General features: G+C 58.6%; 6 protein-coding genes and 1 pseudogene. 2 read left to right on the top strand and 5 right to left on the bottom strand.

Annotation, left to right across the window (positions count from 1 at the left end; genetic code table 11):
• The 4 genes from QZ964_RS20360 to QZ964_RS20375 all read right to left on the bottom strand — a co-directional run.
• Nucleotides 1-436 (bottom strand): class I fructose-bisphosphate aldolase (locus QZ964_RS20360; protein WP_292533988.1); only part of this gene is annotated, 436 nt, incomplete at its 3' end.
• A 143-nt stretch (nt 437-579) separates the two neighbouring features.
• Nucleotides 580-1392 carry a transposase gene (locus tag QZ964_RS20365; protein WP_292533991.1) on the bottom strand — a complete coding sequence of 271 codons (813 nt, stop codon included), beginning with the start codon at nt 1390-1392 and terminating at the stop codon, nt 580-582.
• The gene (locus QZ964_RS20370; RefSeq protein ID WP_292533992.1) at nt 1389-1595 is read right to left on the bottom strand and encodes a hypothetical protein; all 207 of its coding nucleotides are present in this window, start codon (nt 1593-1595) and stop codon (nt 1389-1391) included. The genes QZ964_RS20365 and QZ964_RS20370 overlap by 4 nt, the downstream gene beginning before the upstream one ends.
• Nucleotides 1596-1644: 49 nt before the next feature.
• Complete coding sequence (locus tag QZ964_RS20375) at nt 1645-2013, bottom strand: hypothetical protein (protein WP_292533995.1); 369 nt, start codon at nt 2011-2013, stop codon at nt 1645-1647.
• Nucleotides 2014-2344: 331 nt separating this feature from the next.
• Between QZ964_RS20375 and QZ964_RS20380 the strand changes: the two genes are divergently transcribed.
• The gene (locus tag QZ964_RS20380) at nt 2345-2617 is read left to right on the top strand and encodes a hypothetical protein (protein ID WP_292533998.1); all 273 of its coding nucleotides are present in this window, start codon (nt 2345-2347) and stop codon (nt 2615-2617) included.
• Nucleotides 2614-2937: a hypothetical protein gene (locus tag QZ964_RS20385; protein ID WP_292534001.1), complete on the top strand. Its 324-nt coding sequence runs from the start codon at nt 2614-2616 to the stop codon at nt 2935-2937. Before QZ964_RS20380 ends, QZ964_RS20385 begins: the two co-directional genes overlap by 4 nt.
• Here QZ964_RS20385 and QZ964_RS20390 read toward each other — a convergent pair.
• Nucleotides 2862-3071 (bottom strand): annotated as a pseudogene (locus tag QZ964_RS20390) (ISKra4 family transposase); the annotation flags it as partial. The gene QZ964_RS20385 and the pseudogene QZ964_RS20390 overlap by 76 nt on opposite strands.
• Between the last annotated feature and the right edge of the window lie 516 nt (nt 3072-3587).

The following is a 3587-nucleotide window of genomic DNA, read 5'->3' on the forward strand; positions in this document are numbered from 1 at the left end:
AATCGATGTCGATAATGGCGCGCCACTTCGCGAAGCGCGCTCCCAGGCGGCGATATTCGTGCAGTCGCTCGCGCAGGCCATCGCCGCCTTCGGTAATTGTTTCGCCAGGAAAATTGGCCAGAGGTTTAGCGCCTATGTCGGCCTTGACGCCTGGGAGCGCGCCCCCGGTCTCGATAAGTTTCACCAGCGGCGTTCCATCCGCGGCGGTCTGTCTGATGGTTTCATCAAAGAGAATGATGCCAGAGATATGTCGTCTGATGGCGTCTTCGGCGCGGAACAGGAGTTCGCGATAGTCACGCCGCGTCGCTTGCGTCGATTCGACTTCGATCGCCGCGAAGCGTTTCGCGATCGTTCCCGCGCTCTCGTCCGCAGCGAGAATGCCCTTTCCTGGAGCGACCATCGCCTTGGCGGTCCGTACGAGGTGGTCTTTGTTCATGCGCTGTCTCCCCTGAGCTGAACGCTCGCCCAGTCCTTTCAGTTCAATATGGATGAAGCCAAAACCGCCATCGATCAAGGGCCTTAGGCGGGTTCGTCGATTACGGCGACGCCAAGAGAGAGCATGCAAAGTCGTGGGGTTCGTCACGCTGACAGGCGCGCTGGACAATTTCCATTGTCTGGTTGGAAATCTGGATAGAGGCGCCTGAACGAACCCGCGAGTGTTTTGTTGAGAACAGCAACTCGCACGTCGAGGAAGGGCTGCACGGTCCATCGGTTCCATCGCATTTGTTGCTTCTTGATCATACGTTTTGACAGGATCTCGTTGACCGCACTTTCGACGAAAGCGGTTGAAATCGGCTGTCGGTCGTGGCGTCTCCGTCCATAGTTCACAAGTGCAAGGCGATTGGCGTGGAGATATTCGATCAGATCGTTGACGTGTCGTCGAACTGCGGCAGCACCTCTCACGTCTCTGACATGAGCAGCTTCAAACCAATGCGTCAGGCGCGCCAGGCGCACCAGACATGCGCTCGAACGACCGTGCCACAGTCTCCACTTGGCGCTCTCGAGCTCGCGGATTGGATGGCCTTGGAGGTATTCGCTGAGAGTTCCAGCGCCAACGCCGCGCGTCGCCTGCAAGGCGTGTTCGAAACGCATGGCGATGTGAAACCAGTCGAGGACGAGAGTCGCTTCTGGCATCACCTGCCGCTGTAGCTTCCATAGTCCGGGGTCGCCATCGCACAGAACCGTCGTCGGCGTGCCGAGACGGACTCCTGCGCTCACCGCCGCGTTAGCAAATTCGCTCGTGGAATTGCCGTTGCGTGCAAAAGCGAAACGGTGCTGGGAGCCATCGAGATTGAGCACCTTACCCGCGATCACTTCGAAATTCCGTTCGGGGCGACGATGCCGGCTGCGCAGATAACCGCCATCGAGGCCGATCACGACTGCAGGAGTCACCGCGTCAATGTCGGGATCTGCCGATCCCTCAGGACGCAGCCGCGCGATACGCTCGCCGACGCGGCGGGTTCGATTCGATTGCGCACCGTGCCGGCGTTGACGGCACCGCCGACGGGCAGCAATTCGGCAAGCAGATGAGCTACCTTGGCAAAAGGCGCGAGTGCGCCGAATTTGGCGGTCACATAGGCGAGTTCGGGCGCCATGCCGCCTTCAAGCGTCAACGCCGAAAAACTTTTCGGTTCATCCGCAACTTCACGGCATTGGCAGTTCGCGAACCGTGACTTCCGTCGCGATAAGGATGTGGTCGCGCAAGAGAGTAGACAATTTCTTTCCTGCGTTCTCGCCATAATAAGGCTTAATCGCGTCGCCGATGTCATCCTGATTCTTGAGGAGTCGCGTGGCGACGGCGTTGGTGTCCGGAAGATCGGCCAGGGCGCTGACGATATAACCGCGGGTATAGGTGATGTGATCTTCCCACAGCTTCCGCATCGCCATCTTCACAGCGGTGGCCGCATCCGTTTTCGCGTCATGCATGCCGGCGGCCATTGTGGTGGGATGAGTCATAGGCGCTTGTTGCGCCAGGGCGGTCGAGCCGAAGATCGCCACCGCGGTCGCCGCCATCGGAGCAATATTATGATTCATGATGCACCTCCGTGGAATTGTTTAGCTCCCATCGTTTGCCGACAATTAGGGCGTCGACAACCGTGCGCAATGACGCGAACGGCCGACGCTTTCGGCATCTCGGAAAGAATGGGATCGCAACCAAAAAAAGCCCGGCCAGCAACGCGCCAACCAACGTGCGAGATCAGCCAGCGTAACGAACGAAAACGCCCACCGAAACATCCAGAGTCGCATGACGCGCCTTGGCGACGGCAACCGTCAGCTTGCTGGTTCAGTGAAGGTTCAGCTGCCCCGACGGAAAATGGATCGTTGGGGGTAGAAGGAGATTTGCATGTTGCACAAACTATCTCTCGTTACGGCTTTGACCGCTGCTTTGGCTCTCCCAACTGTGGCTATGGCCTGGGACGGCTATGGCGATGGCGGTTGGGGTGATCATGGTGGTTGGGGCTATGGCCATTGGAGAGGCCGCCATCATGGCCGTTGGGACTATCATCCCAGTGGACATTGGGACCGCCATGGCGACCACTACGATTGGCATGATACGAGCCATTATGACTGGCACGGTCACGGTCATCATGGTCACCGCTATCACGCTGATGATTGACCCTGCCTCTGTGCAATCCTCCGGGCGACAAGCAAAAACGCCCCGAGCGCGGATGTCGCGCCGGGGCGTTCTCTTGGCGACGACGTTCAACCCCGCCATCGTTTCCGTTCAAGGTAAGCGCTCACGTCCCGCGCTGCGGCGGCGATCTGATCCATTACATCAATGAGAGCTTCGACGGCGGCTGCGATGCGCTTGCGCATGCCGGGGCGGAATTCGACGAAGAGCGGCGTCACTTCGGCGTTGTCGGCAACGCTATTGGCAGTCGTTTCATGATTTCGGCGCCGCCTGAGATCACCGTCAATTCGCCTCGCCCGACGTAGCCTTCATGTTGGAGCGCCTGAAGTGCCCGCGATCGCAATTCGCGCTTCGACGTGTCCACTGTCGCAAAGTAATGGCCGGGTGGTGAGCCCCGCCGTCCGCGGCCGCAGCGGGCGACCGCGATCTCAAAGACTCGCGCCTTTTGTGCGCGCGCCGCCCGAGACGCCCTTCATTGCGTTGGCGAGGTCGCGCCGATTCGTATGTTAACGATGCGGCTCGCGCGCCGTGCATCTCATGCCAGACTGGCACCGTATCGGGCAGGCGTTTGTTAGTGCGAGGCTACGGGCTCGCGTTAGGCATGGGAATTCCAAGGACGGATTACGCAAATGTTTCCAGATTCTTTAGATGCGAACGCGTAACGTTGTGGAAATCGTTCAGCAAAGATCGGCGCAAGAATGAGTTGGTTAGTTCGGCGGGATGTGCATTCCTGCGGGATAAGTTGCGCGTGTGACGCGCCCAAGCACATCGACTTGCAATAGAAACGACAATTCGTTCAAGGCACTCAAATGCAATGCACAAGAAAAATTTTGGTTAGCGTTCTTGCTTGTGTGCCGCTCGCTCATTTTTCAGTGGGTGTTGCGGTGGCGCAGCAGCCCGACATCTCAAAGTTTGGCGTATGGGAAACGCAGTGCGCGCCGTCATCGTTCAACAT

This window comes from Methylocystis sp., from assembly GCF_021731785.1.
Classification (GTDB): domain Bacteria; phylum Pseudomonadota; class Alphaproteobacteria; order Rhizobiales; family Beijerinckiaceae; genus Methylocystis.